This window comes from Neptunitalea chrysea, assembly GCF_027924145.1.
Lineage (GTDB): Bacteria > Bacteroidota > Bacteroidia > Flavobacteriales > Flavobacteriaceae > Neptunitalea > Neptunitalea chrysea.
In genome coordinates, this window is sequence record NZ_BRVP01000071.1 from 1 (window position 1) to 792 (window position 792).

Genomic DNA, 792 nt, shown 5'->3' on the forward strand with positions numbered 1-792 from the left:
GCGTATTTATACGTAATTACGGTTTCTAGTAAAATATACCGATTTTTTTTAAATATATTTATAAGAATTGGAGGTATGTACTTCCGTTATATAAATATGTGTTATATATGCAATGGTATCGTTTACTACTACTTTTAATTTGTTTTTCTATAGGTCAACTGGGTTTCTCACAAGTAACCGAAGTTCCCTTGGGAAGTGGAGAACCTTTACAGGAAGGATATTATTATAAAGATGTGTTTGAGGTGTTAGACCCATTTGTGGGTACGTATGTGTATACGTCTAACGATACTATTTTTAAAGTGGTGTTACAAAAGAAGCTTATGTCTTCCATGAACGGGGTGTTTTATGAAGACATGCTTATTGGTGCCTACCAACTTACGGTAAATAATACTGATGTTATAAATACCTTGAGTGAGCTTACTGTTACTTATGCTAATGGGACATCTTATCCCATAAATGGAAATATGTTTTATGTGGGGAATTATTTTCAGGAGCCCAATGCAGATTATGGAGCAAATGAGGTTTGGTTAGAATTATCTATACAAGATACTACAAACGAAGATATAGCAGATCTTTATGTTCGGAGAGCTACAGTAAATGGGCAAGAGGTGATTAAAATTTATATGGCAGGTTCTGTACAAGCGTATATGTTGAATAATCCAGATAATCATGTGCCTTATAAGTTGCCTGTAATGCAAGATTTGGTGTTGGTGAAACAGTAAACAAGCATAATAAAGTAATATGAAATTAAAACACATTTTAGGAGTAGCAATTATGTTGCTAAGTTTTAAG

At 33.1% G+C, this 792-nt stretch carries 1 protein-coding gene; it reads left to right on the forward strand.

The features are described 5' to 3' along the window. The first annotated feature begins 107 nt into the window (after positions 1–107). Positions 108–722 carry a DUF6705 family protein gene (locus NBRC110019_RS16740; protein WP_281756613.1) on the forward strand — a complete coding sequence of 205 codons (615 nt, stop codon included), beginning with the start codon at positions 108–110 and terminating at the stop codon, positions 720–722. Positions 723–792 lie beyond the last annotated feature (70 nt).